Consider the following 26646-nt stretch of genomic DNA (forward strand, 5'->3'; position numbering starts at 1 on the left):
CCGTTGGGCCTACACTCGCGCTATTCCCTTGATGAATAGCGCTCCATGAACCTCCCCCTCTCCTTTCGCCTCGCGGCCGCCACGCTGCTCATGCTCGGCGCCTCGCTCGCCAGCCGGGCGGCGGAAGTCCAGGTCGCGGTCGCGGCCAACTTCTTCGCACCCATGAAAGCGATCGCCGCCGAGTTCGAGAAAGCGACCGGCCACAAGGCCGTGCTTTCCTCCGGCGCGACGGGCAAGTTCTATGCGCAGATCCAGAGCGGCGCACCCTTCGACATCTTCCTCGCCGCCGACGACGAAACGCCGGCCCGGCTGGACAAGGAGAATTCCACGGTGGCGGGCAGCCGCTTCACCTACGCCACCGGCAAGCTGGCGCTGTGGTCGGCCAAGCCCGGCCTGGTGGATGCCAAAGGCGAGGTGCTCAGGAGCGCGAAGTTCGCGCATCTCGCGCTGGCCGCGCCGAAGCTCGCACCCTATGGCGCGGCGGCCGTGGAAACGCTCACGCGCCTCGGCCTGCTGGCGCAGCTCGAACCCAGGTTCGTGCAGGGCGAGAGCATCGGGCAGGCCTTCAGCTTCGTCTCCAGCGGCAATGCGGAACTCGGCTTCGTCGCGCTCTCGCAGGTCTGGAAGAACGGCAAGCTCAAGAGCGGCTCGGCCTGGATCGTGCCCGCGGAGCTGCACAGCCCGATCCGGCAGGACGCCGTGCTGCTGGCTCGCGGCAAGGACAATGCGGCAGCCGCCGCGCTCATGGCATATCTCAAGTCCGACGCCGCGAAGGCCGTGATCCGCTCCTTCGGCTACGACACCTGAGCGCCGACCTGCATGCCCACCGCCTCCGACCTCGGCGCCATCGTCCTCACGCTGAAGCTGGCGGCGCTGACCACGCTGATCCTGCTGCTGGTGGGCTCGCCGCTGGCCTGGTGGCTGGCGCGCACACGCTCGGCATGGAAGGGGCCGGTCGGCGCGCTGGTGGCGCTGCCGCTGGTGCTGCCGCCCACCGTGCTGGGCTTCTACTTCCTGGTGACGATGGGGCCCAACGGGCCGATCGGCGCGTTGACGCAATGGCTCGGCATCGGCGTGCTGCCCTTCACCTTCGCGGGGCTGGTGGTCGGCTCGGTGGTCTATTCGATGCCCTTCGTGGTGCAGCCGATCCAGAACGCCTTCGAGGCCATCGGCCAGGAGCCGCTCGAGGCGGCGGCGACGCTCAGGGCCTCGCCGCTCGACACCTTCTTCAGCGTGGCGCTGCCGCTCGCGCGGCCGGGCTACCTCACGGCGACCGTGATGGGCTTCGCCCACACGGTAGGCGAGTTCGGGGTGGTGCTGATGATCGGCGGCAACATCCCCCACAAGACGCGCGTGATGTCGGTGCAGATCTACGACCATGTCGAGGCGCTCGAGTACACGCAGGCGCACTGGCTGGCAGCCGGCATGGTGGCGTTCTCGTTCCTCGTGCTGCTGGCGCTCTATGCGCTCAATCCAACGGGGCGGCGGCGATGAGCGATGGCGTCCGTGCGCAGCTGAAGGTCGACCACCCCGGCTTCTCGCTCCAGGTCGCGCTGGACTTGCCTGGCCGCGGCGTGAGCGCGCTCTTCGGCCCTTCGGGCTGCGGCAAGACCACTTGCCTGCGCGCCATCGCGGGGCTGCAGCACGCGCCCGGCACGCAGGTGACGGTCAACGGCGAGGTCTGGCAAGCCGGCGACACCTTCCTGCCCACGCACCGGCGGCCCCTGGGCTATGTGTTCCAGGAGACGCGGCTCTTCGCGCACCTGGACGTTCGGCGCAACCTCGAATACGGCATGAAGCGCGTCGCTGCGGCCGAGCGGCGCGTGCCGCTCGCGCACGCGGTGGAACTGCTGGGCATCGGCCACCTGCTCGCGCGCCGGCCCGGCACGCTCTCGGGCGGCGAACGCCAGCGCGTGGGCATCGCGCGCGCGCTCGCCACCAGCCCGCGGCTGCTGCTGATGGACGAGCCGCTGGCCTCGCTGGACCTGCAGCGCAAGCGCGAGATCCTGCCCTATCTCGAGCGGCTGCATGCCGAGCTCAACATGCCGGTGATCTACGTGAGCCACGCGCCCGACGAGGTGGCGCGCCTGGCCGACCATCTGGTGCTGCTCGATGCCGGACGCGTGACTGCGAGCGGCCCGGCCAACGAACTGATGACACGGCTCGACCTGCCGCTGGCCCACGGCGATACGGCGGGTGCCGTGATCGCCGCGGTGGTGACGGGCTACGAAGCCGCCTACGGCCTCACTCGGCTCGCGTTCGCGGGCGGCACGCTCTGCTTGCCGCACAGCGGCGCGCGCGTGGGCCGGCAGGTGCGGGTGCGCATCCAGGCGCGCGACGTGAGTCTCACGCTGCAGCACCAGGCCGCGACCAGCGTGCTCAACATCCTGCCCGCGACCGTGTCCGACCTGGCCGAAGACGGGCCGGCCCAGGTGATGGTGGGGCTGGATGTCGGCGGCGCGCGCATGCTCGCGCGCATCACGCGCAAGTCGGCCGAGCTGCTGCGGCTTGGCGTGGGCTCGGCCGTCCATGCGCAGGTCAAGGGCGTCGCGATTCTCGAATAGGCCTCAGCCGCCGACCGGCACCTTGTCCAGGAAGCCGGTGACCGACTGCAGCTTGCCCGCTTCGAGCTGGACGAAATCGGTGCCCTCGATCAGGTCTTCGGCGCCGCTCGGGCCCAGGGTCCACGAGAAGCGCAGGTGGTCGCCGTGCGCATCGGCCTGGCCCTTGAGCCTGAAGCGGAAGCCCGGGTAGCGCTGGTGCACGCCGCCGACCAGCGCGCTGATCTGCGCGCAGCCGCTGCCCTGCATGACCGGATCGACGTAGCGCGCGTCGGCGGTCCAGTGGGTTTCGAGCAGTGCCAGGCGGCGCTCGGCGTCGGTCTCGTTCCAGACGGCGATGTAGTGGTCGGCGATGCGGGCGGCATCGGGGGCGGCGGTGTTCATGGCGTTTCCTTTCGGTTCAGGGCCCGCAACGATGCGGGGTGAACGAATGGTCGCCGCGAGCGCGCCGCGGGTCGATGACGTGGGAGGTCATGCGCGCGACCGCACTACCATGCCGGGAACAGGTTGACGGAGCAGGTCATGAAGATCGCGGTGATGGGCGCAGGTGCGGTAGGTTGCTACTACGGCGGGATGCTGGCGCGCGCCGGCCATTCGGTGGTGCTGATCGGCAGGCCGCAGCATGTCGAGGCGATACGCCGCAACGGCCTGCTGCTCGATACGCAGTCCTTCCAGGCGCAGGTGCCGATCGAGGCCAGCACCGAGGTCAGCGCCGTGCAGGGCGCGCAGCTGGTGCTGTTCTGCGTCAAGTCCACCGACACGGAAAGCGCTGCCGCGCAGATGGGCCCGCACCTGGCACCGGATGCGCTGGTGCTCACGCTGCAGAACGGCGTCGACAACGCCGAGCGGCTGCAGGCGGCGCTGCGCCAGCAGGTCGCTGCGACGGTGGTGTATGTCGCGACCGAAATGGCGGGACCGGGCCACGTCAAGCACCACGGCCGCGGCGAATTGGTCATCGCGCCGTCCGAGGGCAGCGACGAGGCCGCACGGCTGTTCATCGAGGCCGGCGTGCCGACGCAAATCTCCGACAACGTGGCAGGCGCGCTGTGGGCCAAGCTGATCCTCAACTGCGCCTACAACGCGCTGTCGGCGATCTCGCAGCTGCCCTACGGCCGGCTCGTGCAGGGCGTCGGCGTGGACGCCGTGATGCGGGATGTGGTGCAGGAGTGCCTGGCCGTGGCCGAGGCCAGCGGCGTGGCCGTGCCCGGCGACAGCTGGGCCGCCGTCGAGCGCATCGCGCAGAGCATGCCCACGCAGTTCTCCTCCACCGCGCAGGACCTGGCGCGCGGCAAGCGCAGCGAGATCGACCACCTCAACGGCTACGTGCTGCGCAAGGGCGAAGCGCTGGGCATCGCGACGCCTGCCAACCGCGTGCTGCACACGCTGGTCAAGCTGATCGAGGGACGGTCGGCGGAGGCCTGAGCCGTCTCAACCCGGCACCACCGGGCTCGGTTGCTGCACCGCCGGCAGTGCCGCGAGGTCTTGCCTATAGGGCATCGACACCTGCGCGCCCGCCTTCGTCACGCTGAGCGCCGCGGCCTGGACGCCGAGCGCGATGCCGGCATCGAGGGATTCCTGGTTCGCGAGCGCGGCACACAGCGCGCCGATGAAGGTGTCGCCGGCCGCCGTGGTGTCGACCGCCTGGACCGGCAAGGCCGCGAAGTGGCGGCAGCCCCCGGCGTTGGCGACCACGACGCCGTCGCCGCCCATCGTGAGGATCACCTGCGCCGGACCGCGTTGTCGCAGGGCATCGGCCGCGCGGGCGGCACTCGCCGTGTCGCAGACGGTCATGCCGCTCAGCATCGCGGCCTCGGTCTCGTTCAGCACCAGGATGCTCACCAGCGGCCACAGCGTGTCGGGCAGCGGCTGGGCGGGAGCAGGATTCAGCACCACCGTGCAACCGGCGGCATGCGCGATCGCCGCCGCCTCGCACACCGCCGGCATGGGCACCTCGAGCTGCAGCGACACGATGCGCGCCGCCGCGAGAGCGCTGCGCAGCCGGCCGATGTCTTCGCTGCCGACGGACGCGTTGGCGCCGGGACTCAGCGCAATGCGGTTCTGTGCGCCGTCGTCGACCATGATCAAGGCCACGCCGGTCGACGCTGCATCGGTGGCCACATGGCGCGCATCCACCCCGTCGGCTTCGAGCGAGGCCTTCAGCGCAAGCCCGAAGGCGTCGTCGCCCACGCGCCCGACCATGGCGACACAGGCGCCCTGCCGCGCGCACGCCACGGCCTGGTTGGCCCCCTTGCCGCCCGGATTGCTCATGAACGAACGGGCCTGGAGGGTTTCGCCGGCATCCGGCACGCGCGGCACACGGAACACCAGGTCCATGTTGAGGCTGCCGAACACCACGACCTCGGGCGTGGCGTGCTCGGGGTTCAAGACTCGGCGTCCATCTGGTGAAGCTTCTCGACGCGGCGCCGGAAGTCCTCGTCCTCCACCGCGAAGCGCGCGCCCAGATAGGAGCTGATGAGGTCGGCGGCGAGCCAGGGGCCGACGATCTGCGCGCCGATGCACATCACGTTCACGTCGTCGTGCTCGACCGACTGGTGCGCCGAATGCACGTCATGGCAGACCGCCGCGCGGATGCCCTTCATCTTGTTGGCAGCGATCGACGCGCCGACGCCGGTGCCGCACACCATGATGCCGCGCTCGACCTCGCCGGCGACGATCTTCGCGGCCACCGCGCGCGCCACGTCCGGAAAGTCGACCGGCCGGTCGTCATGGCAGCCGACGTCGACCACCTCGTGGCCGAGCTTTCTGATGTGTTCGACGACGGCGCCTTTCAGCACCCAGCCGGCGTGGTCCGAACCGATGACGAGACGCATGTATTCCTCTTCAGGTTGTGAATGATTCAGGGACGCATGTTCGCGGGCAGGTCGCTGCCGTGGAACTTCTTGTAGATCGCATTGAGCTTGCCGTTTTGGAGATTGGCCGTGACCCACTCGTTGAGCTTGGCAACCATGCGCTCCTCGCCTTTCTTGACGCCGATGGCGAGGTCGAGATTGCGCAGCACGATCTTCTGCTCGAACGGACGCTGCGGGTTCTTCGCGGTGATCTGGTTCATGATCGTCACCGAGGTGGAGACGATGTCGGCCTGGCCGCTGACGCCGGCGGTGACCATGGTGGCGTCGTCGTCGTAGCGCACCACCTTGAAGTCCCTGTCCTTCGCCAGCTGGGTGAGCTCGGTGTCCTGCGTGGTGCCGCGCGTGACGGTGACCGACTTGCCCTTCAGGTCGGGCCAGTCCTTGATCGGCAGGTCCTTGCGTGCGCCGATCACCGAGACCAGCGCCGCATACGGCTTCGAGAAGTCGATGACCTTCTGGCGCTCCGGGGTCACCGACAGCGTCGAGACCACGATGTCGGCCTTGCCGGTCTGCAGGTTCGGAATGCGCGTCGCGCCGGTGGTCTGCACGAACTCCAGCTCGAGCCCCCAGTCCTTGGCGAGCAGCTGCGCGGTTTCGACGTCGGAGCCGGTCGGCTTGAGATCCTTGTCGAGCATGCCGGACGGCGGGATCGAGAAGTCGGTCGCGATGCGGATCTTCTTCGCCTTCATGACGTCGTCGAGCACGTCGGCATGCGCGGCGGAGGCCAGCGTGAGGCATGCGGCGGCCAACAGGGTGGGAAGTAAACGGAATGCTTTCATGATCGGGTTGTCTCCATGTTTTCGAAAGAAGGCCAGCCTTCAGAGCTCGCTGGCCACGAACTGCCGAAGCTCGGCGGTTTGGGGGGAAGACAGAATCTCGGGACCGCCGCGCTCCCAGACCTTGCCGCGGTGCATGAACAGCACCTGGTCCGCGATCTTGCGTGCAAAGGCCATCTCGTGCGTGACCATGACCATGGTCATGCCGCCGGCCGCGAGGTCCTCGATGACGCGCAGCACCTCGCCGGTGAGCTCCGGGTCCAGCGCCGAGGTCACCTCGTCGAACAGCATCACCTTCGGCTGCATCGCCAGCGAGCGCGCGATGGCCACCCGCTGCTGCTGGCCGCCCGACAACTGCTCGGGATAAGAGGACGCCTTCTCCGCCAGTCCCACCTTGGCCAGCACCTCGTGCGCGAGCGCGCGCGCAGCCGGCTTGGTCAGGCCCTTGGCCGAGCGCGGCGCGAGCATGATGTTCTGCTCGATGGTGAGGTGCGGAAAGAGGTTGTAGCTCTGGAACACGATGCCGACATCGAGCCGCAGCGCCTTGAGGTCGATGCCCGCGTCGTCGACGCGGTGGCCGCAGACCACGATCTCGCCGCTGTCGATGCGCTCCAGGCGATCGATGCAGCGCAAGGCGGTGCTCTTGCCGGAGCCGCTGCGGCCGATGATCGCCGTGACCTCGCCGCGGCCGACTTCGAAGCCGACGCCTTCAAGCACCTTCAGCGCGCCGAAGCTCTTGTGCACGTCGTGCAGGCGCACGACCGGCGCGGTGGTGCGCTCAGGGTTGGGCGAGAACTGGTTCATCGGTGAAGACGGCTTTCGCCGCAGTAGGAGATGCGACGGCCCTGCGCTCGAGCCGCCGGCTCCAGACCGAGAGCGGATAGCACAGCGCGAAGTAGATCGCCGCGATGAAGAGGTAGACGATGAAGGGCTCGAAGATCGAGTTGTTGATGATCTGCCCCGAGCGCGCGAGCTCGACGAAGCCGACCACCGAAGCGAGCGAGGTGTTTTTGACGATCTGCACCATGAACCCGACCGTGGGCGGCGTGGCCAGCCGCACGGCCTGCGGCAGCACGACCTTGAACATGCGCTGCGTTCTGCTCAGCGCCAGGCATTCGGCAGCCTCCCATTGCGCGCGCGGCACAGCCTGGATGGCGCCGCGCCAGATCTCGCCCAGATAGGCCGACACGTAGATCGTCAGCGACACGCCGGCCGCGGCGAGCGCGGAAACCTTGATGCCCAGCGTCGGCAGGCCGAAGAAGGCCAGGAACATGATCACCAGAAGCGGCGAGCCCTGCACCAGCTGGACCCACAGGCCCGTCGCCGCGCGCACCGAGCGATGGGGCGAGACCCGCGCCAGCGCGACGATGAACGCGCACAGCCCGCCGCCGACGAAGGCGATGAGCGAGAGGATCGCGGTCCATCCGGCGCCCTGCAGCAGGAACAGCAGGTGGTTGGCATTGAACGCGGTGCCGGTCATCACAGCGCGGTGCCCAGTCTGCGGCGGCGCGGGAACAGCAGCGCGCCCAGGCCCCAGAAGCCGAGGCGCATCAGCAGCGACAGCAGGATGTAGGCCGCGCCGACCAGGATGAAAGTCTCGAAGGGCCGGTAGGTGTCCGACTGCACGTGGTTGGCGATCGCGGTGAGCTCCTCGGCCGAGATCTGCGAGCAGATCGAGGAGGCCAGCATCAACAGCACGAACTGGCTGGTCAGCGCGGGGTACACGCGTTCCATGGCGGGCAGCAGCACGACGTGCCAGTACACCTGCAGCCGCGAGAGCCCGAGGCATTCGGCGGCTTCGATCTGGCTGCGGTTCACAGAGTCGAAGCCGGCGCGCATGATCTCCGTCGCATAGGCGCCGGCATTGACTGCGAGCGCGATCACCGCGACGGTGAATGCCGACAGCGAAAGCCCGAGGCTCGACAGGCCGAAGTAGACGAGAAAGATCTGGACCAGCAGCGGCGTGTTGCGGATCAGTTCCACATAAGCGCCGCAGGCACGCGCCAGCAGCCGGTGGCTGCTTCGCCGGCCGGCCGCGCAGAGCGTGCCGATCGCAAAGCCCGACAACGTGGCGACCAGCGCCAGGCGCACGGTCAGCCAGGCGCCATCGACGAACAGCGGCCAGCGTTCGAGCACGACCGCGAAGTCGAAATCGATCACGCCACCTCCTCGCGCTTCGGCGGCCGGCCGCGCGCCGCCGGCCCGGTGGCCGCCTTGCGCCGGTATTCGTCGCCGATGCTGAAGTGCTTGCGCAGCACCTGGTCGGCCCGGTCCTCGTCGCGCGAGACCAGCGCCTGGAAGATGCGTGCGTGGTCTTCGACCAGGTACTGCTTGACCGCCGGATCGCCGCCGACCACGTCGCGGCGCTCGTGGTGCGAACGCATCAGGAGCGTCGACATCGCGGCGTACAGCTGCATGAGGGTCTCGGAGCGGCTTGCCCGCACCAGGGCGGTATGGAACTCGTAGTCGGCGCGGCTGCCCTCTTCGGAATCGTCGACCGTCGCCTCGATGAGGTCGACCGCCGCGGCAATGCGCTCCAGGTCGGACGTCGAGGCGTGCCGGCAGGCCAGGCGCACGGCCTGCACCTCGATCGCAATGCGTGCCTGCATCACGTCGTCCACGATGTCGGCCTGCTGCGCCATCGAGAACGCAAAGAAGTCGCCCAGCACCGACACATCGGGCTTGCGCACAATGGTGCCCACGCGCTCGCGGATCTCGACCACGCCCATCATCGACAGCGCGCGCAACGCCTCGCGCACGATGGGCCGGCTGACGCCCAGCTGCAGCGCGAGTTCACGCTCGGGCACCAGCCGATCCCCCGAGCGGATGCTGCCCTCGAGCAGCTTGTCGCGCAAAAAGGCGAACACCTTAGAAAAGCCCGTGCCTTCGGCTTCCTGCGTGCGCGTGATCGCGGGCGCTTGGATCTTTCTTGTCATGCCGTGGTTTTACCAGTGGCGAAACCAAGATGCATACCGGGGCTATCCCTCTGGGGAGAAACCCGAACGCGCAGGCCTATTCCTGCATCCAGGTGCGGTGTCGTCCTCCGGCCGGGGTGGGATCGCGCGTCCAACTTCGTTGTCCATGAGCACGCCTGCGACTCCGGCCGCGCTGGATCGCCTTCCGCTGCGCGACGCGGACGGCAACTACCGGGTGGTCATCGAAGCCATCCAGGGCTCGCGCAACAAGCTCAAGTACGAGCCCCACAGCCGCACCCTGGAACTCCATGCCGTGCTGCCGCTGGGCGTGTCCTTTCCCTACGACTTCGGCTTCCTGCCGAGCACCTTGGGCGCCGACGGTGACCCGCTCGACGCGCTCGTGCTGATGGACGAACCTGTCGCGCCCGGGGTGGTCGTCCGCTGCAGGCTGGCCGGCGTGATCGAGGCCGAGCAGCAGAAGAAAGGCGGCAAGCCCTTTAGGAACGACCGCTTCCTGCTCGTCGCGACAACGTCCCATCGCTACCGCGAATGCGAAACCCTGGCGGACATCGCGCCCGACGTGCTCGATGAGATCGAGCGCTTCTTCGAGTTCTATCAGCGGCAGAAAGGCGTGGCCTTCCGGGCGCTCGGACGTCACGGCCGCCGCCGGGCCGCCGCGCTGCTCGAGGCCGGGGAGCGCCTGCTCGCTGCGTAGGACCTAGGCCGAGGCGCCGCTCGGCAGCGCACCGACGGGACGGCGCGGCGCGGGCGACAGGTAGCGGTCCATCGCCAGGCCGTCGGTGCGGATGTCGGGACGCCGCCCCATCACCTGGTCGGCCACCAGCTTGCCCGAGCCGCAGGCCATGGTCCATCCCAGCGTGCCGTGGCCGGTGTTGAGGAACAGGTTGGCATAGGGCGTGGCGCCGACGATCGGCGTGCTGTCGGGCGTCATCGGCCTGAGGCCGGTCCAGAACGTGGCGCGCGGCAGGTCGCCGCAGGGGAACAGGTCGGTGATGACGCGCTCCAGCGTCTCGCGCCGGCGCGGATTCAGGCGCAGGTCGAAGCCGCCGAGCTCGGCCATGCCGCCGACGCGGATGCGGTCGTCGAAGCGCGTGACCGCGACCTTGTAGGTCTCGTCGAGCACGGTGGATTGCGGCGCGGCAGCGGGGTCGACGAGCGGCACGGTCAGCGAATAGCCCTTGACCGGGTACACCGGGATGTCCAGGCCCAGCTTGGCTGCGAAGTCGCGCGAATAGCTGCCGAAGGCGAGCACGTAGCGATCGGCCTTGAGCACTTCGCGCACTGGGCTGCCCAGGCGCACCCCGGTGATGCGGCCGCCCTCGGTGGCGAGCGCTTCGACGCTCTGGTCGAAACGGAAATCCACGCCCAGCCCGCGCGCAATCTCGGCCAGCCGGCGTGTGAACAGGTGGCAGTCGCCGGTTTCGTCGTTCGGCAAGCGCAGGCCGCCGGCCAGCAGGTCGCCCGTGCGCGCCAGCGCCGGCTCGACCGTCGCCAGCTGGCTGCGATCGAGCAACTGGTAGGGCACGCCGCACTCCTGCAGCACGGCCACGTCGCGCTGCACGCCATCGAGTTGCGCCTGCGTGCGGAACAGCTGCAGCGTGCCCTGGGTGCGATGTTCGTAGCGCACGCCGGTTTCGGCGCGCAGCTCGCGCAGGCAGTCGCGGCTGTATTCGGCCACGCGCATCATGCGTTCCTTGTTGATCGCATAGCGCTCGGGCGAGCAGTTCTTCAGCATCGCCGCCATCCAGCGCAGCTGGAACAGGCTGCCGTCGGGCCGGATCGAGAGCGGCGCGTGCTTCTGGAACATCCACTTGAGCGCCTTGAAGGGAATGCCCGGCGCGGCCCACGGCGTGGAATAGCCGGGCGACACCTGGCCGGCGTTGGCGAAGCTGGTCTCCTCCGCGGGGCCGCTCTGCCGATCGACGAGCGTCACTTTCGCGCCGGCACGCGCCAGGTAGTAGGCGGTCGTGACACCGATGACACCGCCGCCCAGAACGATCACTTTCATGGCAAGACACCTTCGCTGCAACAGAAGCATCAAGCGTATTCATTCATCTGCCATAAACTCCACTGAAATACCGACACATCCCAGTATTTTTTGCTGCCAAATGACCGAACTCGACCGCACCGACCGCAAGATCCTCGACATCCTGCAGCGCCAGGGCCGCATCTCGATGACCGAACTGGCCGAGCAGATCGGCCTCTCGACCTCGCCCTGCTCCGAGCGTGTGCGGCGCATGGAACGCGAAGGCGTGATCACCGGCTACCACGCCCGCATCGATCCGCAGGCGATCGGCAAGACGCTCCTGGTGTTCGTGGAGATCACGCTGTCCTCCAAGTCGGCCGACGTCTTCGACAAGGTGAGGAAGGAGTTGCTGCACGTGCCCGAGGTGATGGAATGCCACCTGGTGTCGGGTGGCTTCGACTACCTGGTGAAGGCACGGCTGCGCGCGATGAGCGACTACCGGCGGCTGCTGGGCGACCTGCTCAAGAAGCTGCCGGTGCCGGCCGAGTCGAACAGCTATGTGGTGATGGAAGAAGTCAAGGAGAGCCTCTACCTGCCGCTGGATCGCTGAGGCCTCGGGCGGATCAGGGCACGTTGGCCGTTCTGATGTGGAAGGGCCGGCCCTCCATCGTGAAGCTGCCGCCGAACTCCATGTTCATGCCGCCGGTGCCCTGCACCGGGCAGCCGCCCGGCGGCTGGCAGGCCCAGGAGCCGCCGCGGTTCGCGAAGACTACCGCACCGTAACGGTAGTTCGACACCGCCTTGCCGGTGTAGTCCGCGATGCTCAGCACCATGTTGTCGTTCGCGAAGTTGTCGGCGTCCTCGACCGCGATCGGATCGACGATGCGCGAGTCCTGCAAGGTGCGAACCACGCTGCCGCTGTTGCCGTCGGCGGCGAAGCGCACCCACTGGATCTTGCGATCGCCGCGCGAGGCCACCAGCACCTGCTCGTTCAAGGGCTCGAAGGTCCTGTTCTCCGGGTCGATCTTCGAGATCGCCAGCGAGGTCGGGTTCTTGCCGATCGCGACACGGCCCTTCTCGACCACGTCCGTCGCGGTCGTGCCGGCGGGCACGTTGCCCAGGCCGTAGATGCGCAGCGAGCCGCTCTCGGTGGCAATCCAGGCGCGGTGCACGCTGCCGAACAACGTGGTACGCACTGCCGTCGGCCGGTCATCCAGCGCCACGGTGGTGATCACCGTCGGCGTCTGCTGCGGCTTGTACGCGAAGGTGTACGGCCACTGGCTGTCGGCCTGACCCAGGTTGGTGAACTCCGTCGGACCAGTGCCGAAGTAGACGCTGTTGACGTAGCTGAACAGCGGCTTCAGGTCGATGAAGGCGGCCTTCTTCTCCGACTTGGAGATCACCACCGCCACGCCTGATTTGGCATACCGGTTGGCATTGCTGCCGGAGCCGCTGAAGCTGGCGCGCTTGGCCGCATCGGTCAGGGGCGAGTAGGTCTGGCCCATGAACTCGCCGTACTGCTCGGGCAGCGCCGTCTGGAACTGGTCGAAGCCGGTGGTGACCGCGATCTCGGTCGGCGCATTCATGCCCGGCAGGTCGACATAGCCCAACACCTTCATGAAGGCGATGTTGCCCATGTTCGGCAGGCCCGGGTACACGCCCATCCACTCGTGCCACCAGTCGTACCATGCGTCGTAGCTGCCGTTCTTCGCCGAGTTGTACGGGTTGCAGTTGTTGCACAGCCCCGCCAGCGAGATCACCGCCACCTGGCCCTTGAGTGCCGTCGTGTCCCACACCGTCACCAGCGCGTATTCGCTGGTGTTGGTGATGGCCATGCCGGTCGGCACCTTGTTGGCGGGCAACTGCACCGTGGTTCGGTTGTTCGCCGTGTTGCTGCCGGCAGTGCCGATCAGGCCGTTGTTGAAGGCCACCAGCGAGACCGCGCAGAAGCCCACGCGACCGCCGCAACGCGACACCGCCACCGGCTCGCCGGTGGTGAGGCCGGCGGTCTTGTAGGTGGTGACGTTGTAGTTGGTGCGTCCGGCGCTGCCGTCCCAGGCGGCCGCTTCCTGCCAGGGCAGTTGCGGCGCTTGCGCGAAGGTGTTGTGGTCGATCGCCGAGATCTGCAGGTCGCCCACGCCCATGCGCAGCGTCGTGTTGTCGGCGACGAAGCCCACATGGGCTTGGTTCGTCATGTAGAGGCCGGGATCTTGGAGAAGAGGTCCTCCCACCTGCCAGGTGCCTCCGTGGTAGCTCATCGTCTGGTCCGCGCGCTTGAACAGCGTCGGGATGCCGGTGTTGTTCACGGTCGGGGCATTGCCGTAGCGGTAGGCGATGCCCTCCGCCTTGGCCAACTTGAGCGCCAGGGCGCGGTAGGTGTCGGCCACCAGTCGGCCAGTGCTGTCGACGACATCGCCGGAGACGGGAGCGGGAGCGGGAGCGGGAGCGGGAGCGGGAGCGGGAGCCGGAGCGGGAGCCGGCGCTGGAGCCGGAGCGGTGCCTGGTGCTGCGCCGAGGGAATAGCAAGCCTTCACGACAAAGGGCAACGGGTCTTTGCCGAAGAACTCGTTCGTGCACTGGCCAATGCCGCTGACCGTCTTTTGAACCCACGACGAACCGGACCCGTACTGCACAAGCGTGGCAGCGGCGACGGTGAAGGCCGAGCCCTCGCCCGCAAGCAGCGTGCCTGCTGCAGGCGCGGTGGGCGCAGGCGCAGGCGCGGGGCCTTGGATGTAGCACGCCTTCACCACATGGGGCAGCGGATCGCCAAAGGTCGCATTGCTGCACTCGACCGAACCCGAGAGCAATCTCTTCCTCCAGGTCGAGTTGGCCCCGTATTGCACGGTCGTCGTCGAAGCCAGTGTGAATCGCTGATTCTCGACAGCCACCTTGGTCCAGCTCGAATCAAGCGGCTTCTCGACCGGTGCCCCTTCTTTTTCCACGACGGGGCTGCTTGGCGCAGCAGAGGCGAGCGGTGTTGCCGTCGTATCCGATGCCATGCCCTGCATCGCCGGGATTCCACCGCCGCCACCACCACCTCCCCCTCCTCCCCCACATGCTGCGAGCGCACTGGCTGCAGTTACGAACAGAAGCGCGCCTTTGCCGGTGAATTTCATCCAATACCTCGCGGACGGAGTTGCAGGGGCGGGTCGATACGTGTCTCAACAACGCTTGCATTTTGTTTCCGTTAGGTGCTTTTCTCACCGTTTGCGTTACGTTTGTTTCACTTGGTAACCTGTTAAACGCAAATACTTACACGGGATCCTGGCTCGATGATTTCTGGGCTGGAACGTATCCGTCGCGGGCTCACGCGAGGCTTCCAGAGGCGTGCTCGTGTTCCCCGCAGTGGTTGGCGGCGCCAGTTCGAGATCGGCGCCAAGTACGGCCGCGGCGCGCGGCGTACGGGCGGCCGCACGCGGGCTCACTACCCGCACGACCGTAGCTCGATCGGCTTGCCGGCCGGGGCCCACTCGAAGGCAGGGATCTACCTGTTCACCACCCAGGACACCCTGGACAAGTTCCGCAACAGCAAGGGTCGGACGGTGGGGGCGGACGCTACGTGGCCGCGCAGATCTTCAGCCGCGATTGAGCGCGTCGAAATCCAGGCGATCGATCTGGGCGAACACGGCCTGCAGGACCTGGGGCGTGCGCGCGTTCTGGTCGGGTCCGGTCACGGTTCCCCCTTCGAGTTCGTGCCAGGTCGCGCCCGACAACAGCACGCGGGCCGCGTAGTAGGTGGACTCCGGACCGGGGTCCAGGTCCACCTTGTAGGTGATCAGTTTGCCGGTGACCGCCTGCACGTGTTCTCCGTCGATGGTGACCATCCATACCTCCCCAGCATTGAAACGTTCAGGCTAGAACCGGACCGCCCCCCTTGCTGTAAGACGGAGACGCACAGTCCTGAGGCGAAAAATCGGCCTCGATGCAGCAGCGCCTACTGGCTGCCCGCATTGGGAAAGAACAGTTGCTCGCCGCCGATCCTGTAGCTCGCGATGGTTGACTGCCCGGCTGGCGAGCGCACCCAGTCGACGAACTTCTGCGCGCCGGCGCTGCTGAGCTGCGGAAACTTGACCGGGCTCACGACCATCACGCCGTACTGGTTGAAGAGGCGCTTGTCGCCTTCCACCAGCACCGCCAGGTCGGCGCGGTTCTTGAAGCTCAGCCAGGTGCCGCGGTCCGCCAGCACGTAGGCATTGCTCGAGGCCGCGATGTTGAGCGCCGGGCCCATGCCGCAGCCGCACTCCCTGTAGCCGGAGCCCTTCCTGTCGTTGGGCACGGGCTGGCCCGCGTCAGCCACGCCCGCCTGCGCCCAGAGCCGGCGCTCGGCGGCATCGGTGCCGCTCTTGTCGCCGCGCGAGACGAAGGCCGCGTTGCCGGTGGCGATCTTCTTGAGGGCGGCGGCGATGTCCTTGCCTTGCACCGCGGCCGGGTCGTTCTTCGGCCCGACCAGCACGAAGTCGTTGTACATGACCGGAAAGCGCTTCGCCGCAAAGCCCTCGGCGACGAACTTCTCCTCGGCCGCGGTGTCGTGCACGAAGAGCACGTCGGCATCGCCGCGCTTGGCCATGTCGATCGCCTGGCCCGTGCCGACCGCGACCACCTTGACGTCGATGTTGCTGGCCTGCTTGAAGGCCGGCAGCAAGTGCGAGAACAGGCCCGACTGCTCGGTCGAGGTGGTGGATGCCATGGTGATGGTCTCGGCATTCGCCGCCCAGGCGCCGAGCGAAAGCACAGTCGCGGCCAGCGAAGCGAGGCCCGCTCGGGAAACACCGCGGAGCCGGCTTTGCCGGGCCGCTGGTGTTGCCCCCGGCGAGGGGGTGTGCGGCCACACGAAGTGGGCAAGCCTGGGGGCGGTCATAGCACTTCTCCTTTGACGAACAGGCGGGCTTCCTCGGGTAGCGGCCCGCTGAAGAACTCGTGAACCGGCAGGTCGGCCAGTACCCGGCCGTGTTCCAGATAGATCACGCGGCTGGCGAGCCGCTTGACCTGGCCCAGGTTGTGGCTCGCGAACACCAGCGTGCGGCCGTGCGCCGCATCGGCGATCAGGGCTTCGACCTCGCGCTTGGCGGTGGGATCCAGGCTCGCCGTCGGTTCGTCGAGCAGCAGCACGGCCGGCTTCAGCGCCCAGGCGCGCGCCAGCGCCAGACGCTGCTGCTGGCCGCCCGACAACGTGCGGGCGTTGCGCCCGGCCAGCGCGGCGAGGCCGACGCGCCCGAGCGCCGCCGTCGCCTCGCGCTGCGCGCTGCGCCACGGCGTGCCATGCAGCCAGAGCGCAAGCGCGACGTTGTTGCGCACGCTCATGCGCAGCATGTGCGGCCGCTGGAACAGCATGGCCTGCGCACGCAGCGGCACCTTGCCCACGAAGGCGCCGGACGCATGCGGCACCAGGCCGTGCAGCACGCGCAGCAGCGTGCTCTTGCCGCTGCCGTTGGCGCCGATCAGCGCGACGCGCTCGCCGGCATGGATGGACAGCGTGGCGCGCATCAGCGCCGGCACGCGGCCGTAATGCACATCGATCTCGTGCAGGCTGAAGAGCGCTTGGCTCACGACAGCACCTCCACCCGCCGAGCCGCCGCCGCATCGACCGCGCCGCCGTCGACGCGCTCGCGCCAGCCGCGCACAGCCGAGATCGCAAGGTTGAGCAGCAGCACCACGCCCAGCAGCACCAACCCGAGCGCGAGCGCGAGCGGGAGGTCGCCCTTGCTGGTCTCGAGCGCGATCGCGGTGGTCATCACGCGCGTGAAGCCGTCGATATTGCCGCCGACGATCATCACCGCGCCGACCTCCGACACCGCGCGGCCGAAGGCGGCGATCAACACCGTGATCAGCGCATAGCGCTCGTCCCATACCAGCAGCAGCGCGCGCACCAGCCCGCCGGCGCCGAGCGAGCGCAGCTGCTCGCCATGCGCGCGATCGGCGTCCTCGACGGTTTGGCGCGTGAGGGCCGTGACCACCGGCAGCACCAGCAGCGTCTGCGCCAGCACCATGGCCTTGAAAGAGAACAGCCAGCCCAGGAATCCCAGCGGTCCCGAGCGCGAGAGCAGCAGGTAGATCACCAGCCCCACCACCACCGAGGGCAGCGCCAGCAGCGTGTTGAGCAGCGTGAGCAGCAGGCCGCGGCCGGAGAAGCGGGCCACCGCGAGCCAAGCCCCCAGAAGCAGGCCGAAGCCGCAGGCCAGCGCGCAGGCGGTGCCGCTGACGGCCAGCGAGCGCCCGACGATGGCGAGCAGCACCGGATCGGCCGAGACGACGAGCTGCCAGGCCGCGGCGGTGCTGTCGGTAAAGGTGTTCATGCAGATGATGGATTCGGGAGCCGAGCAGTATCGGCAACGCAGGGAGCCGACTTATGCAATTTCGTGCATAGGCCGGGGTCGCCTCTGCATAATCCTTCGCGGCATCCGCCCTCCCTCTTTTCCCTCGTGCAACAGATCGAACTCTCCTACGCCATCGCGCCGCGCCGCAACGGCCGGAGGCTGATTCGCAATCCGCTCATGGAGTTGCTGCACGCGGTGCGCGAGCACGGCTCCATCTCGGCCGCGTCACGGGTGCTGGGCCTGTCGTACCGGCATGTGTGGGGCGAGCTCAAGCGCTGGGAGCAGACCTTGGGCCATCCGCTCGTGAGCGGCGAGCAGGGCCGCTCGGCGCAGCTCTCGGAGTTCGGCGACAAGCTCCTGTGGGCCGAGCGCCAGGCGCAGGCCCGGCTCGCGCCGCAGATCGAGGCCCTGCATGCCGATCTCGAACGCGCCTTTGCGCTCGCCTTCGACGACAGCATCCACGTGCTGAGCCTGCATGCGAGCCATGACGATGCGCTGATGCTGCTGCGCGCGCACGCGGCCGAGAGCGCGCACCTGCAGCTCGACATCCGTTTCACCGGCAGCGTGGACGCGATCAGTGCGCTCAACCAGGGGCGCTGCGTGATGGCGGGCTTCCACACGCGGGAGCGGCCGCCGCGCGGCTCGCTGGCACAGCGCACCTACAAGCCGCTGCTCAAGCCCGGACTGCACAAGATCATCGGCTTCGCCCGCCGCACGCAGGGCCTGATCGTCGCACCCGGCAATCCGCTGGGCCTGCGCGGCCTGGCCGATGCCGCGAGCCGGCGCGTGCGCTACGTGAACCGCGCACTCGGCACCGGCACGCGGGTGCTGCTCGACGAGATGCTCGAAGAACAGCAGCTCGACGCGGACGCGCTCGAGGGCTACGCGCATTGCGAGCCTTCGCATGCGGCCGTCGCGCACGCGGTGGCGGCCGGCCAGGCCGATGCAGGGCTCGGGATCGAATCGGCTGCGCGCAATGCGGGCCTGGGCTTCGTGCCGCTGGTCCACGAGCGCTACCACCTGGCCTGCCTCAAGTCGGCGCTCGACCAGCCCGCGATCCTGGCCCTGCTCGCGCTGCTGCGCGGCGCCGCGTGGCAGCACCGCCTCGGCACGCTCGCCGGCTACGAAAGCGCGGGCAGCGGCGAGGTGCAGTCGCTGAACGCTCTGCTGCCCTGGTGGAGCTTCAAGCGGCCTAGGTCTTCTCGCCGATGACGGGGGTGGGCACGACAGCGGCCTGCGCCGCGGCGAGGCCCTTGTTCAGGCGCTGGCGGATCACCAGGCCGACGATGCCCAGCAGCAAGGCGACCAGGCCGAAGAGCAGCGTCACCTTGTCGGTCGCCAGCGTGGCGGCCACCTTGTCCTTCGATTCCATGATCTTCTGCACGTCGGCCAGGGCGACCACGGTGCGGCCCTTGTGCTTGATCTCGTAGACCGTGTTGTCGTCCGACGGATCGAGCCTGACCTCGACGGCCTCGTCGATCAGCGGTTCCAGCTTGCTGCGGCCGACCGAATTGTCGACGCGCCATTTCTCGGTGCTGCCGTTGGCCAGCTTGGCATCGAGCACGAAATAGCGGCGGGTGGTCGAGCCGCCGCGGCGGCGCTTGGAGGTTTCGGTGACCTCGCTGCCGCCGGTGACCGTGCCGCTGCGCACGACCAGCTCTTCGACCGCGGCGCCGTGGGTATCGGCGGAGGCCTTCCAGTGCGCATAGCCGGCCCACCCGAGGATGCCGATGCCGAACAGAAGCGCGAGCCAAGCCTTGCCGGTGACCTGATAGAGCCATTCACTCATGTTGTTCGCCTTTCTTGCGAGTTGAAAAACCGGCCGATGGTAGGGCGAGTCGATGACAAATCGGCTATCGAATCGATAGCAACGAACGCATTTCTGATGCGGGCTACAAAGGTATTAGCCTGAAAGGATTCGTCATCAATCCGGCCCGACGACCGCGGGCTGAGGATTGATCGAAGCGAAGGCGCTGCTGGCCTAGGCTTCGGTACGCGCGCCCAGCCCCAGGTAGGTGTCGATGATGCGGCGGTCGTGCAGCAGCTCCTTGGCCGGCCCCTGCAATGCGACCGCGCCCATCTCGAGCACGTAGGCCCGGTCCGCCACCTGCAGCGCGGCCCGCGCGTTCTGCTCCACCAGCAGCACCGAGACGCCATGCTGGCGCAGCGAGGACACCACCTGCAGCACCTCGCGCACGATGCGCGGCGCCAGGCCGAGCGAGGGCTCGTCGAGCATCAGGAGGCGCGGCCGCGCCATCAGCGCACGGCCGATCGCGAGCATCTGCCGCTCGCCGCCGGACAGCGTGGACGCGAGCTGCGCGCGGCGCTCCTGCAGGCGCGGGAAGATCGCGAAGACTTCCGTCATGCGCTGGCGCTGGTCGCGCTCGCCGCGCCACCAGCGCGAGAAGCCGCCCAGGAGCAGGTTGTCCTCGACCGACATCTCGCCGAAGAGCTCGCGCTTTTCCGGCACCAGGCCAACGCCGCGCGCCACCATCGCTTCCACGCTGGTGCGCGCCATGCGCTCGCCGTCGAGCAGCACGCCGCCGCGCGAAGGCAGCAAGCCCATTGCGGCGCACAGCAGCGTGGTCTTGCCCGCGCCGTTGGGCCCGATCACCGTGACGATCTCGCCCGCGTCGACGCGCAGGTCGATGTGGTGCACCGCTTCCACCGCGCCGTAGGAGACGCAGAAGTCTTCAAGTTGCAGCAGCGCCTTGCTCATGCGGCTTGCTCCACCAGGTGGCCTGCTTCCGCCGGCTCGTCGACGCCGCCGAGGTAGGCGTCCAGCACCTTCGGATCGGCCTGCACTTCGAGCGGCGTTCCGCGCGCGATGACGGCGCCGAACTCCAGCACGGTCACGCGATCGGCCAGGTTCATGACGAACTCCATGTCGTGCTCCACCACCAGGATCGCCAGCCCCTCGGCACGCAGCTGGTCGAGCAAGGTGGCGAGCGCGCGTTTTTCCAGGTGGCGCAGGCCCGCGGCCGGCTCGTCGAGCAGCAGCACCGCCGGATGACCCGCCAACGCGCGTGCGATCTCGATCACGCGCTGCTGGCCCAGCGCCAGCGAGCCCGCCGGTACTTCCGCGAAGTCGCCGAGCCCGCAGCGCTCGAGCTGGCGCCGCGCCTGTGCGAGCAAGGCGGCCTCCTCCGCGCGATCCAGCCGCAGCATGGATGCGATCCAGCCGCGCCGTCCGCGGCGATGCGCGCCGAGCGCGACGTTCTCGATCACGCGGCGCTGGCCCAGCAGGCGCACATGCTGGAAGGTCCGACCCAGGCCCAGCGCGGCGAAGGCCCGCGAGGGCTGGCCGGTCATCGGCCGGTCCATCAGCCGCACCTCGCCCGAGCTGGGATCGTCCACGCCCGAGATCATGTTGAAGAAGGTGCTCTTGCCGGCGCCGTTGGGGCCGATCAGTGCATGGATCTCGCCGGCCTTCACATCCATGCTGACCGCATCGTTGGCGACCAGGCCGCCGAAGCGCTTGGTCACGGCATCCGCCAGCAGCACGATCTGACCGCGCGGCGGCAGGGCGGCCTCCGGCAGCGTGACAGTCTGGCGCGGAGCGCGCGCCTTCACCGGTTTCAGGAAGCGCCCGCCGAGGCGCGCCGCGGTTGGCCACAGGCCGTCGGCAAAGCGTTGCAGCACGAACAGCATCAGGAGCCCGAACACGATCACCTCGAAGTTGCCGCTGGAGCCCAAGAGGCGCGGCAGGATGTCTTGCAGCTGCTCCTTCAACAAGGTGATCAGCGCTGCGCCCAGCACCGCGCCCCAGAGATGGCCGGCGCCGCCGACCACCGCCATGAAGAGGTACTCGATGCCGATGTTGAGGTTGAAGGGCGTCGGGTTGAGGAAGCGCTGCATGTGCGCATAGAGCCAGCCCGACACGGCCGCCAGCAGCGCTGCCAGCACGAAGACCTTGATGCGGTAGCGCCCGGTGTCCACGCCCATCGACTCGGCCATCACGCGCCCGCCCTTCAGCGCGCGGATGGCGCGGCCCTCGCGCGAATCCAGGAGGTTGTGCAGCGCCCACAGCGCGAGCAGCAGCACGCCCCAGATCACCAGGCCCAGCGAACGCGGCGACGCGAAGGACACGCCGGCCACCACGATCGGCGGCACGCCGGCCACGCCGGTGTGGCCGCCCAGGAACTCGAGGTTGCCGAACAGGAAATAGAAGCTCAGGCCCCAGGCGATGGTGCACAGCGGCAGGTAGTGACCGGAGAGCCGCAGCGTGATCGCGCCCAGGCCCCAGGCCACGAAGAAGGTCACGGCGATGCCGAACAGCAGGCCGATCCATGGCAGCAGCGCGGGATTCACCACCGGGCCGATCACGGCTGCGACCATCGGCGAGGTGCAGACCCAGGCGGTCGCGTAGGCGCCGGTGCCGACGAAGGCGGCCTGGCCGAAGGAGGTCATGCCGCCCACGCCGGTCAGCATCACGAGACCGGCGGCGACCAGCGCGTAGAGGCCGATGTAGCTGAGCACGGTGACCGAGAAGTCCGGCAGGAAGCCCCACACCGCGGCGAGCAGGACGACGAAGGCGATGGTCAGATGCCGGCGCGTCATTCCTCGTCCTCCACGTGGCGGCTGCTGAGCGAGCGCCACCAGAGCACCGGGATGATCAGCGTGAAGACGAAGACCTCCTTGAAGGCGCTGGCCCAGAAGGATGAGAAGGCTTCGAGCTGGCCCACGATCAGCGCCCCCGCCAGCGCCAGCGGATAGCTGGCCAGCCCGCCGACGATGGCGGCCACGAAGCCCTTGAGGCCGATCAGGAAGCCGGTGTCGTAGTAGATGGTGGTGAGCGGCGCGATCAGGAGGCCCGAGACCGCGCCGATCGCCGCCGCCAGCGCGAAGCTCAGGTCACCCGAGAGACCGGTTGGAATGCCCATCAGCCGCGCGCCGACCCGGTTGATCGCGGTGGCGCGCAACGCCTTGCCGACGATCGAACGTTCGAAGAACAGGAACATCAGCACCACCAGCACGGCGGTGACCGCCACCACGACCAGCGATTGGCCCGTCAACGCCACGCCGCCCAGGTCCAGCCTCAGGTCCGAGAAGGCCGGCGTGCGCGAACCCTCGGCGCCGAAGAAAAGCAGACCCAGGCCGACCAGCACGCCGTGCAGCGCCACCGAGACAATCAAGAGCGTGAGCACGGTGGCATCGGCCAGCGGCCGGTAGGCCAGCCTATAGAGCAGCGGGCCCAGGGGCACGATGACCGCAAGCGCCGTCAGCGTCTGCATCACCAGCGATTCAGGGCGCAGCAGCAGTACCAGCGCGCAGGCCGCCAGCGGCAGCACCACGCACCAGGCGAGGGTCGAAGCCCAGTCGACCACGGCACCCCGCTTCCATCGCCACAGCTCCACCGCCAGCGCCATCACGGCCAACGCCACGAGCAGCCATAGCGTGGCCGGCACGCGGCCGGCCTGCAAGGCAACCACCGACAAGGCGCTGAAGGCGACGAACTCGCCCTGGGGAATGAAGATGACGCGGGTGACCGAGAACACCAGCACCAGCGCCAGCGCCATGAGCCCGTAGATCGCCCCGTTCACGATACCGTCCTGCCCCAGTATCAGGGCGATTTGCATGTCCATGCATCCACTCCGGCGTGGCGCACGCGGGCGCAGGGCCCGCATGCGCGCACGCACGCTCGCTCCGGTTGAGGGTCAGTCTTGGGCTTGGTATTTCCAGGTGCCCTTCTCGATCTTGACCATCACGCGCGCGCGCTGGTCCAGGCCCAGATGGTCCGTGGGCGACATGGTGAAGATGCCGTGCGCCCCGGGAACGTCCTTCACCGTCTCGAGCGCATCGCGCAAGGCGGCGCGGAAGGCCGGCGTGCCTGGCTGGGCCTTCTTGAGCGCCACCGGAACGGCTGCGGTCATGAGCAGACCCGCATCCCAGGCATGACCGCCGAAGGTCGAGACGCTGCCCTTGCCGTGGGCCGCCTCGTAGGCGTTGACGTAGGCCAGCGCCGACTTCTTCAGCGGATGCGAGTCGGGCAGCTGCGCTGCCACCAGCATCGGGCCGGAGGGCAGCAGCGTGCCTTCGACATCCTTGCCGCCGACGCGCAGGAAGTCGGCGTTCGCGACACCGTGGGTCTGGTAGATCTTGCCGGCATAGCCGCGCTCCTTGAGCGTCTTCTGCGGCAGCGCGGCCGGCGTGCCGGAGCCGGCGATCAGCACCGCATCGGGCTTGGCGGAGATCAGCTTCAGCGTCTGGCCCGTGACGGAGGTGTCGCTGCGCGCGTAGCGCTCGTTGGCCGTCACCTGCAGTTTCTTGAGCGCGGCGGCCTTGCCGAACTCCTGGAACCAGCCTTCGCCGTAGGCGTCGGAGAAGCCGATGAAGCCGACCGTCTTGACGCCGTTGGCCGCCATGTGCTCGGCGATGGCGAGCGACATCATGATGTCGTTCTGCGGCGTCTTGAAGACCCACTTGCGCTTGTCATCCACGGGCTCGACGATGCGCGCCGAGGCCGCCATCGAGATCATCGGCACCTTCTCCTCGGCGACCACGTCGATCATGGCCAGCGAGTTGGGCGTGACGGTCGAGCCGATCACGATGTCGACCTTGTTCTCGCTGATCAGCTTGCGCGTGTTCGACACCGCCGCGGTGGTGTCGGAGGCGTCGTCGAGCACGATGTAGTTGATCTTCTGGCCACCGATGGTCTTGGGCATCAGGGCGATGGTGTTCTTCTCGGGAATGCCGAGCGAGGCGGCCGGGCCCGTCGCCGACAGCGTGACGCCGACGTTGACGTCGGCCTGCGCGGCAAAGGCCATGGCGCAAAGCAGCGCCACGCCGAGGCGGGTGAATGATTTCATGGAGGTCTCCGTTTGGTTAGAAAAATACTGGCTGCTTCAGCGTTCGTCGAAGGACAGCACCACGCGCTCGGTCAAGGGATGCGCCTGGCAAGTCAGGATGAAGCCGCCCGCCACCTCATTCTTGTCGAGCGCGAAGTTGCGCTCCATCCGCACTTCCCCTTCCAGCAGCTTGGCGCGGCAGGTGCCGCACACGCCCGAGGTGCACGAATACGGCACCTCCAGCCCCGCCGAAGAAGCGGCGTCGAGAATGCTCGGCTGGCCCTTGGTGAATGGAATCTCCCGGCTCAGTCCGTCGCGCACGATGGTGATGCGCGCCTGCTCGGCATCGCCGGCCTGGGCCTCGTGCACCACGGCGCCGACCGGGCCGGTCGGCTGCGCGATGCCGAAGCGCTCGATATGGATGCGCTCCTCGGGCACGCCGGCCGCCAGCAATGCCGCCTCGGCTTCGTCGTTCATCTGGAAGGGCCCGCAGATGTAGACATGGTCGATCTGCCCGGCGGGCACCAGGCCTTCGAGGAACTCGGCGATCTTCTCGCGGTTCATCACGCCCATATTGATCGGCACGTCGGTGTGCTCGTCGGAGAACACGTGCTGCAGCACGAGCCGCGTCATGTAGCGGTTCTTGAGGTCCTCGATCTCTTCCTTGAACATCGTGGACTTGAGCGAACGGTTGCCGTAGATCAGCGTGAAGCGGGCGAAGGGCTCGCGCGCCAGCACGGTCTTCATGATCGATAGGATGGGCGTGATGCCGCTGCCGCCCGCGATGCCCACGTGGTGGCGGCGCGCCTGGGGCTCGATCGGCACGAAGAAGCGCCCCTCCGGCGCCATCACCTGCAGCGTGTCGCCCGGTTGCAGCGCGCTGTTGATCCAATTGGAGAAGGTGCCGCCCTGTACCTTGCGCACGCCGACGCGCAGCTCGCCGTCGTCGACGCCGGCGCAGATCGAATAGGAGCGCCGCAGGTCCTGGCCGTCGATCTCCTTGCGCAGCGTGAGGTACTGGCCTTGCGTGAAGCCGAAGACCTCACGCAGTTCCTCCGGCACCTCGAAGGAGACGATCACGGCTTCGGAGGTGTCGGGCTCGATCCTGCGCACGCGCAAGGGGTGGAAGATGACGCTCATAGGGCCTTGAAGTGTTCGAACGGTTCGCGGCAGGCCACGCAGCGATAGAGCGATTTGCAGGCGGTGGCGCCGAAGGCAGACAGCCGCTCGGTGTTCTTGCTGCCGCAGCGGGGACAGGCAAGCGCTGCATCCGCCTTGCGCCCGACGATTCGGATCGGGACGGCATCGCCCGGCGCCACCGGGCCGGGCGGCGCAATGCCGTATTCGGCAAGCTTGCGCCGGCCTTCGGCGCTGATCCAGTCGGTGGTCCAGGCAGGCGCGCGCTGCAGCGCGACGCGGGCCGGGCCGAGGCCTGCTTTCTCGATGGCTTCGAGCACGTCGCGCTCGATCACTTCGGTGGCGGGGCAGCCGGAGTACGTGGGCGTCAGCACGACCTCGAGCGCATCGCCGCGCTCGATCACGTCGCGCACGATGCCGAGATCGCGCACCGACAGGGCCGGCACCTCGGGGTCGAGCACGGTGCCGAGCACTTCCCACGCCTGCTCGCATCGCGTCGGGGCGAAGGCGGCAACATTCACCATACACCTCCCGGATAGCTGCGCTGCAGATGCTGCATCTCGGCCAGGATGTAGCCCATGTGCTCGCTGTGCACGCCGTGCTTGCCGGTGCTCAGGAAGGCCGACTCGGCCGGCGGCACGAGCGTGGCCTCTTCGAGCACCGCGCTCATCTCGGCGAGCCAGCCTTCGCGCAGTTCGGACCACGCGGGGCCCAGGCCGCAGTCGCGGGCCTCCGCATCCACAGCATCCGAGGCGAACAGCTCGGGCACGAAGCGCCACAACTCCTTCAGTGCGGCGTCCATGCGCGCGTGGGATTCGTCCGTGCCATCGCCCAGGCGCACGACCCAATCGGCCGAATGCTGCTGGTGGTAGCGCGCTTCCTTGATCGCCTTGCTCGCGATGGCCGCGACCTCCTCGTCGTTCGACGAGGCCAGGCGTTCCCACAGCAGCTTGAGCAGCGTCGCGACCATCGCGTTGCGCAGCACGCTGAAGGCGAAATCGCCGCGCGGCAACTCGACCAGCGTGAGATTGAAATAGTCGCGCTCGTCGCGCAGGAAGGCGAGCTGGTCTTCGTCGTGCGCGCGGCCTTCGATCTGGCCGGCGCGGGTGAGCAGCGCGCGTGCCTGGCCCACGAGGTCGAGCGCCATGTTGGTCATGGCGATGTCTTCTTCGAGCGCCGGCGCGTGGCCGCACCACTCGCCCAGGCGCTGGGCCAGGATCAGGCAGGTGTCGGCGATGCGCAGCAGGTACCGCACGGCGGGGCTGCGGTCGAGTTCGATGGATGCTTGCACGGCGTTC

Annotated in this window: 29 protein-coding genes; 7 read left to right on the forward strand and 22 right to left on the reverse strand. The window is 68.2% G+C overall.

The window, feature by feature from the left end; genetic code table 11:
* Positions 1 to 45: 45 nt before the first annotated feature.
* From modA to modC, 3 genes are read left to right on the forward strand one after another with little or no spacing between them, the layout of a single operon-like run.
* The gene (gene modA, locus AC3A6B_RS01275; protein ID WP_487834930.1) at positions 46 to 807 is read left to right on the forward strand and encodes a molybdate ABC transporter substrate-binding protein; all 762 of its coding nucleotides are present in this window, start codon (positions 46 to 48) and stop codon (positions 805 to 807) included.
* Positions 808 to 819: 12 nt separating this feature from the next.
* Positions 820 to 1494, forward strand: coding sequence for a molybdate ABC transporter permease subunit (gene modB, locus AC3A6B_RS01280; protein WP_487834931.1), 675 nt, complete (start codon positions 820 to 822; stop codon positions 1492 to 1494).
* Positions 1491 to 2564, forward strand: coding sequence for a molybdenum ABC transporter ATP-binding protein (gene modC, locus AC3A6B_RS01285; protein WP_487834932.1), 1074 nt, complete (start codon positions 1491 to 1493; stop codon positions 2562 to 2564). Before modB ends, modC begins: the two co-directional genes overlap by 4 nt.
* Positions 2565 to 2567: 3 nt before the next feature.
* On the opposite strand, the gene AC3A6B_RS01290 is transcribed toward modC, so the two are convergent.
* Positions 2568 to 2945 (reverse strand): nuclear transport factor 2 family protein, encoded by a 378-nt coding sequence (locus tag AC3A6B_RS01290; protein ID WP_487834933.1) that lies wholly within the window; start codon positions 2943 to 2945, stop codon positions 2568 to 2570.
* A 138-nt stretch (positions 2946 to 3083) separates the two neighbouring features.
* On the opposite strand from AC3A6B_RS01290, the gene AC3A6B_RS01295 reads away from it, so the two are divergent.
* The gene (locus tag AC3A6B_RS01295; RefSeq protein WP_487834934.1) at positions 3084 to 3983 is read left to right on the forward strand and encodes a ketopantoate reductase family protein; all 900 of its coding nucleotides are present in this window, start codon (positions 3084 to 3086) and stop codon (positions 3981 to 3983) included.
* A 6-nt stretch (positions 3984 to 3989) separates the two neighbouring features.
* Here AC3A6B_RS01295 and rbsK read toward each other — a convergent pair whose 3' ends face one another.
* Genes rbsK through AC3A6B_RS01330 form a run of 7 tightly spaced genes read right to left on the reverse strand, consistent with a single transcriptional unit; the run spans position 3990 to position 9143 of the window.
* Positions 3990 to 4946, reverse strand: coding sequence for a ribokinase (rbsK, locus tag AC3A6B_RS01300; protein ID WP_487834935.1), 957 nt, complete (start codon positions 4944 to 4946; stop codon positions 3990 to 3992).
* On the reverse strand, positions 4943 to 5392 hold the full coding sequence (gene rpiB / locus AC3A6B_RS01305) for a ribose 5-phosphate isomerase B (protein WP_487834936.1): 450 nt from the start codon (positions 5390 to 5392) through the stop codon (positions 4943 to 4945). The genes rbsK and rpiB overlap by 4 nt, the downstream gene beginning before the upstream one ends.
* A gap of 26 nt (positions 5393 to 5418) precedes the next feature.
* Entirely contained in the window at positions 5419 to 6210 is a 792-nt protein-coding gene (locus tag AC3A6B_RS01310; protein ID WP_487834937.1) for a transporter substrate-binding domain-containing protein, read from the reverse strand.
* Positions 6211 to 6249: 39 nt separating this feature from the next.
* Positions 6250 to 7011, reverse strand: a complete 762-nt coding sequence (locus AC3A6B_RS01315) for an amino acid ABC transporter ATP-binding protein (protein ID WP_487834938.1) — start codon at positions 7009 to 7011, stop codon at positions 6250 to 6252.
* Positions 6986 to 7687: an amino acid ABC transporter permease gene (locus tag AC3A6B_RS01320; protein WP_487834939.1), complete on the reverse strand. Its 702-nt coding sequence runs from the start codon at positions 7685 to 7687 to the stop codon at positions 6986 to 6988. The genes AC3A6B_RS01315 and AC3A6B_RS01320 overlap by 26 nt, the downstream gene beginning before the upstream one ends.
* The gene (locus AC3A6B_RS01325) at positions 7687 to 8367 is read right to left on the reverse strand and encodes an amino acid ABC transporter permease (RefSeq protein WP_487834940.1); all 681 of its coding nucleotides are present in this window, start codon (positions 8365 to 8367) and stop codon (positions 7687 to 7689) included. The genes AC3A6B_RS01320 and AC3A6B_RS01325 overlap by 1 nt, the downstream gene beginning before the upstream one ends.
* Complete coding sequence (locus tag AC3A6B_RS01330; protein WP_487834941.1) at positions 8364 to 9143, reverse strand: FadR/GntR family transcriptional regulator; 780 nt, start codon at positions 9141 to 9143, stop codon at positions 8364 to 8366. The genes AC3A6B_RS01325 and AC3A6B_RS01330 overlap by 4 nt, the downstream gene beginning before the upstream one ends.
* Before the next feature lie 145 nt (positions 9144 to 9288).
* Between AC3A6B_RS01330 and AC3A6B_RS01335 the strand changes: the two genes are divergently transcribed.
* Positions 9289 to 9837: an inorganic diphosphatase gene (locus AC3A6B_RS01335; protein WP_487834942.1), complete on the forward strand. Its 549-nt coding sequence runs from the start codon at positions 9289 to 9291 to the stop codon at positions 9835 to 9837.
* A 3-nt stretch (positions 9838 to 9840) separates the two neighbouring features.
* Here the strand turns inward: AC3A6B_RS01335 and AC3A6B_RS01340 are convergent, their stop codons facing one another.
* Positions 9841 to 11151: a D-amino acid dehydrogenase gene (locus tag AC3A6B_RS01340; protein ID WP_487834943.1), complete on the reverse strand. Its 1311-nt coding sequence runs from the start codon at positions 11149 to 11151 to the stop codon at positions 9841 to 9843.
* A gap of 100 nt (positions 11152 to 11251) precedes the next feature.
* Between AC3A6B_RS01340 and AC3A6B_RS01345 the strand changes: the two genes are divergently transcribed.
* A complete protein-coding gene (locus AC3A6B_RS01345) occupies positions 11252 to 11719 on the forward strand; it encodes an Lrp/AsnC ligand binding domain-containing protein (RefSeq protein ID WP_093103004.1) in 468 nt (155 codons plus the stop codon).
* Positions 11720 to 11732: 13 nt separating this feature from the next.
* On the opposite strand, the gene AC3A6B_RS01350 is transcribed toward AC3A6B_RS01345, so the two are convergent.
* From AC3A6B_RS01350 to AC3A6B_RS01370, 5 genes are all read right to left on the reverse strand, one after another.
* Complete coding sequence (locus tag AC3A6B_RS01350; RefSeq protein ID WP_487834944.1) at positions 11733 to 14051, reverse strand: hypothetical protein; 2319 nt, start codon at positions 14049 to 14051, stop codon at positions 11733 to 11735.
* 633 nt (positions 14052 to 14684) lie between these two features.
* Positions 14685 to 14933: a hypothetical protein gene (locus AC3A6B_RS01355; RefSeq protein WP_487834945.1), complete on the reverse strand. Its 249-nt coding sequence runs from the start codon at positions 14931 to 14933 to the stop codon at positions 14685 to 14687.
* A 110-nt stretch (positions 14934 to 15043) separates the two neighbouring features.
* Positions 15044 to 15967: an ABC transporter substrate-binding protein gene (locus AC3A6B_RS01360; RefSeq protein WP_487834946.1), complete on the reverse strand. Its 924-nt coding sequence runs from the start codon at positions 15965 to 15967 to the stop codon at positions 15044 to 15046.
* Positions 15964 to 16593: an ABC transporter ATP-binding protein gene (locus tag AC3A6B_RS01365; RefSeq protein WP_487835234.1), complete on the reverse strand. Its 630-nt coding sequence runs from the start codon at positions 16591 to 16593 to the stop codon at positions 15964 to 15966. The genes AC3A6B_RS01360 and AC3A6B_RS01365 overlap by 4 nt, the downstream gene beginning before the upstream one ends.
* 59 nt (positions 16594 to 16652) lie before the next feature.
* Positions 16653 to 17402: an ABC transporter permease gene (locus AC3A6B_RS01370; RefSeq protein ID WP_487834947.1), complete on the reverse strand. Its 750-nt coding sequence runs from the start codon at positions 17400 to 17402 to the stop codon at positions 16653 to 16655.
* Positions 17403 to 17528: 126 nt separating this feature from the next.
* On the opposite strand from AC3A6B_RS01370, the gene AC3A6B_RS01375 reads away from it, so the two are divergent.
* A complete protein-coding gene (locus tag AC3A6B_RS01375) occupies positions 17529 to 18635 on the forward strand; it encodes a substrate-binding domain-containing protein (RefSeq protein ID WP_487834948.1) in 1107 nt (368 codons plus the stop codon).
* Here AC3A6B_RS01375 and AC3A6B_RS01380 read toward each other — a convergent pair.
* The 8 genes from AC3A6B_RS01380 to paaC form a co-directional block, all read right to left on the reverse strand.
* Complete coding sequence (locus AC3A6B_RS01380) at positions 18616 to 19212, reverse strand: hypothetical protein (protein ID WP_487834949.1); 597 nt, start codon at positions 19210 to 19212, stop codon at positions 18616 to 18618. The two genes, AC3A6B_RS01375 and AC3A6B_RS01380, sit on opposite strands and share 20 nt — an antisense overlap.
* Before the next feature lie 192 nt (positions 19213 to 19404).
* A complete protein-coding gene (locus tag AC3A6B_RS01385; protein ID WP_487834950.1) occupies positions 19405 to 20142 on the reverse strand; it encodes an ABC transporter ATP-binding protein in 738 nt (245 codons plus the stop codon).
* Positions 20139 to 21983, reverse strand: a complete 1845-nt coding sequence (locus AC3A6B_RS01390) for a branched-chain amino acid ABC transporter ATP-binding protein/permease (protein ID WP_487834951.1) — start codon at positions 21981 to 21983, stop codon at positions 20139 to 20141. The genes AC3A6B_RS01385 and AC3A6B_RS01390 overlap by 4 nt, the downstream gene beginning before the upstream one ends.
* Entirely contained in the window at positions 21980 to 23008 is a 1029-nt protein-coding gene (locus AC3A6B_RS01395; protein ID WP_487834952.1) for a branched-chain amino acid ABC transporter permease, read from the reverse strand. Before AC3A6B_RS01395 ends, AC3A6B_RS01390 begins: the two co-directional genes overlap by 4 nt.
* A gap of 72 nt (positions 23009 to 23080) precedes the next feature.
* Positions 23081 to 24232, reverse strand: a complete 1152-nt coding sequence (locus AC3A6B_RS01400; RefSeq protein WP_487834953.1) for an ABC transporter substrate-binding protein — start codon at positions 24230 to 24232, stop codon at positions 23081 to 23083.
* Between the two features lie 36 nt (positions 24233 to 24268).
* Positions 24269 to 25351 (reverse strand): 1,2-phenylacetyl-CoA epoxidase subunit PaaE, encoded by a 1083-nt coding sequence (gene paaE / locus AC3A6B_RS01405; protein ID WP_487834954.1) that lies wholly within the window; start codon positions 25349 to 25351, stop codon positions 24269 to 24271.
* The gene (gene paaD / locus AC3A6B_RS01410) at positions 25348 to 25872 is read right to left on the reverse strand and encodes a 1,2-phenylacetyl-CoA epoxidase subunit PaaD (protein ID WP_487834955.1); all 525 of its coding nucleotides are present in this window, start codon (positions 25870 to 25872) and stop codon (positions 25348 to 25350) included. The genes paaE and paaD overlap by 4 nt, the downstream gene beginning before the upstream one ends.
* Positions 25866 to 26639 (reverse strand): 1,2-phenylacetyl-CoA epoxidase subunit PaaC, encoded by a 774-nt coding sequence (gene paaC, locus AC3A6B_RS01415; RefSeq protein ID WP_487834956.1) that lies wholly within the window; start codon positions 26637 to 26639, stop codon positions 25866 to 25868. The genes paaD and paaC overlap by 7 nt, the downstream gene beginning before the upstream one ends.
* Positions 26640 to 26646: the final 7 nt, after the last annotated feature.

The organism is Variovorax sp. Soil_C_33 (assembly GCF_057656935.1).

What these genes read in the sequence shown, in the direction of transcription:
- modA (WP_487834930.1), top strand. Translation starts at nt 46, where the DNA reads ATGAACCTCCCCCTCTCCTTTCGCCTCGCGGCCGCCACGCTGCTCATG.
- modB (WP_487834931.1), top strand. Translation starts at nt 820, where the DNA reads ATGCCCACCGCCTCCGACCTCGGCGCCATCGTCCTCACGCTGAAGCTG.
- modC (WP_487834932.1), top strand. Translation starts at nt 1,491, where the DNA reads ATGAGCGATGGCGTCCGTGCGCAGCTGAAGGTCGACCACCCCGGCTTC.
- AC3A6B_RS01290 (WP_487834933.1), bottom strand. Translation starts at nt 2,945, where the DNA reads ATGAACACCGCCGCCCCCGATGCCGCCCGCATCGCCGACCACTACATC.
- AC3A6B_RS01295 (WP_487834934.1), top strand. Translation starts at nt 3,084, where the DNA reads ATGAAGATCGCGGTGATGGGCGCAGGTGCGGTAGGTTGCTACTACGGC.
- rpiB (WP_487834936.1), bottom strand. Translation starts at nt 5,392, where the DNA reads ATGCGTCTCGTCATCGGTTCGGACCACGCCGGCTGGGTGCTGAAAGGC.
- AC3A6B_RS01310 (WP_487834937.1), bottom strand. Translation starts at nt 6,210, where the DNA reads ATGAAAGCATTCCGTTTACTTCCCACCCTGTTGGCCGCCGCATGCCTC.
- AC3A6B_RS01315 (WP_487834938.1), bottom strand. Translation starts at nt 7,011, where the DNA reads ATGAACCAGTTCTCGCCCAACCCTGAGCGCACCACCGCGCCGGTCGTG.
- AC3A6B_RS01320 (WP_487834939.1), bottom strand. Translation starts at nt 7,687, where the DNA reads ATGACCGGCACCGCGTTCAATGCCAACCACCTGCTGTTCCTGCTGCAG.
- AC3A6B_RS01330 (WP_487834941.1), bottom strand. Translation starts at nt 9,143, where the DNA reads ATGACAAGAAAGATCCAAGCGCCCGCGATCACGCGCACGCAGGAAGCC.
- AC3A6B_RS01335 (WP_487834942.1), top strand. Translation starts at nt 9,289, where the DNA reads ATGAGCACGCCTGCGACTCCGGCCGCGCTGGATCGCCTTCCGCTGCGC.
- AC3A6B_RS01340 (WP_487834943.1), bottom strand. Translation starts at nt 11,151, where the DNA reads ATGAAAGTGATCGTTCTGGGCGGCGGTGTCATCGGTGTCACGACCGCC.
- AC3A6B_RS01345 (WP_093103004.1), top strand. Translation starts at nt 11,252, where the DNA reads ATGACCGAACTCGACCGCACCGACCGCAAGATCCTCGACATCCTGCAG.
- AC3A6B_RS01355 (WP_487834945.1), bottom strand. Translation starts at nt 14,933, where the DNA reads ATGGTCACCATCGACGGAGAACACGTGCAGGCGGTCACCGGCAAACTG.
- AC3A6B_RS01360 (WP_487834946.1), bottom strand. Translation starts at nt 15,967, where the DNA reads ATGACCGCCCCCAGGCTTGCCCACTTCGTGTGGCCGCACACCCCCTCG.
- AC3A6B_RS01365 (WP_487835234.1), bottom strand. Translation starts at nt 16,593, where the DNA reads ATGCGCGCCACGCTGTCCATCCATGCCGGCGAGCGCGTCGCGCTGATC.
- AC3A6B_RS01370 (WP_487834947.1), bottom strand. Translation starts at nt 17,402, where the DNA reads ATGAACACCTTTACCGACAGCACCGCCGCGGCCTGGCAGCTCGTCGTC.
- AC3A6B_RS01380 (WP_487834949.1), bottom strand. Translation starts at nt 19,212, where the DNA reads ATGAGTGAATGGCTCTATCAGGTCACCGGCAAGGCTTGGCTCGCGCTT.
- AC3A6B_RS01385 (WP_487834950.1), bottom strand. Translation starts at nt 20,142, where the DNA reads ATGAGCAAGGCGCTGCTGCAACTTGAAGACTTCTGCGTCTCCTACGGC.
- AC3A6B_RS01390 (WP_487834951.1), bottom strand. Translation starts at nt 21,983, where the DNA reads ATGACGCGCCGGCATCTGACCATCGCCTTCGTCGTCCTGCTCGCCGCG.
- AC3A6B_RS01395 (WP_487834952.1), bottom strand. Translation starts at nt 23,008, where the DNA reads ATGGACATGCAAATCGCCCTGATACTGGGGCAGGACGGTATCGTGAAC.
- AC3A6B_RS01400 (WP_487834953.1), bottom strand. Translation starts at nt 24,232, where the DNA reads ATGAAATCATTCACCCGCCTCGGCGTGGCGCTGCTTTGCGCCATGGCC.
- paaE (WP_487834954.1), bottom strand. Translation starts at nt 25,351, where the DNA reads ATGAGCGTCATCTTCCACCCCTTGCGCGTGCGCAGGATCGAGCCCGAC.
- paaD (WP_487834955.1), bottom strand. Translation starts at nt 25,872, where the DNA reads ATGGTGAATGTTGCCGCCTTCGCCCCGACGCGATGCGAGCAGGCGTGG.